This is a genomic window from Pseudoxanthomonas sangjuensis, from assembly GCF_010211755.1.
Taxonomy (GTDB): domain Bacteria; phylum Pseudomonadota; class Gammaproteobacteria; order Xanthomonadales; family Xanthomonadaceae; genus Pseudoxanthomonas_A; species Pseudoxanthomonas_A sangjuensis.
This window is the reverse complement of the sequence record NZ_PDWR01000059.1, coordinates 1-762: the sequence shown is the minus strand read 5'-3', so window position 1 is coordinate 762 and position 762 is coordinate 1. Positions and strand designations below refer to the sequence as shown.

General features: G+C 65.4%; 1 protein-coding gene. It reads left to right on the top strand.

The annotated features are described in order from the left end of the window. Nucleotides 1-99: 99 nt before the first annotated feature. Nucleotides 100-762: IS110 family transposase (locus CSC71_RS15260; RefSeq protein WP_162375230.1), on the top strand; the 663-nt coding region annotated here is incomplete at its 3' end.

Below are 762 nucleotides of genomic sequence, written 5' to 3'. Positions count from 1 at the left end.
GTCCCGACGCCCGAACAGTTGCGCGAGGTTTCCCTCGCACCGATAAGCGTGGGCCGGACGTGATGCTCTCGACCGACCTACTTTAGCGCGGAGGACGAGATGACGGCAGTCGGAATCGATGTGGGCAAGGCATGGCTGGACGTGGCGGTATTTGGCGAAGTCAAGGTGTTGCGGTATCCCAACACCACCGCAGGCATTAACCGGCTACTGAGGGCGTTGCTGGGTCGGCCGGATGTCCGGATCGTGCTCGAAGCCACGGGCGGGTACGAGGAGGCGGCGCTCGAGGCTTGTGCCAAGGCAGGGTTGTGGGTGGCGCGGATCAACCCGCGCCAGGCCCGCGACTTTGCCCGCGCTACTGGCCAGCAGGCCAAGACCGATGTGCTGGATGCGCGGATGCTGGCGGAAATGGCGCATGCATTCCATGGTCGTCTGCGCCGGCACGTACCGGCGCCGGCATGGCGGGGCGAACTGAAAGGCTGGCTGCGCCGCCGCCATCAGGTCACCGAAGCCATTCAGCGCACTCGCCAGCAGTTGACCATGACCATGCCGGCGATTCTGCCGCTGGTTCGCAAGACGCTGGCGGCACTGCGGCGCGAACAGGCAGCCGTCGATGCAGCGATCAAGGCCTTGTTGCAGGAACACACCACGCCCGCGTTGCGTTCGTCCAAGGGGCTCGGCCCGCAATTCCAGGCCAGTGTGCTGGCGTTGCTACCGGAGCTTGGACAATTGACTCGCAGGGAGATTGCACGCCTGGTGGGCGTG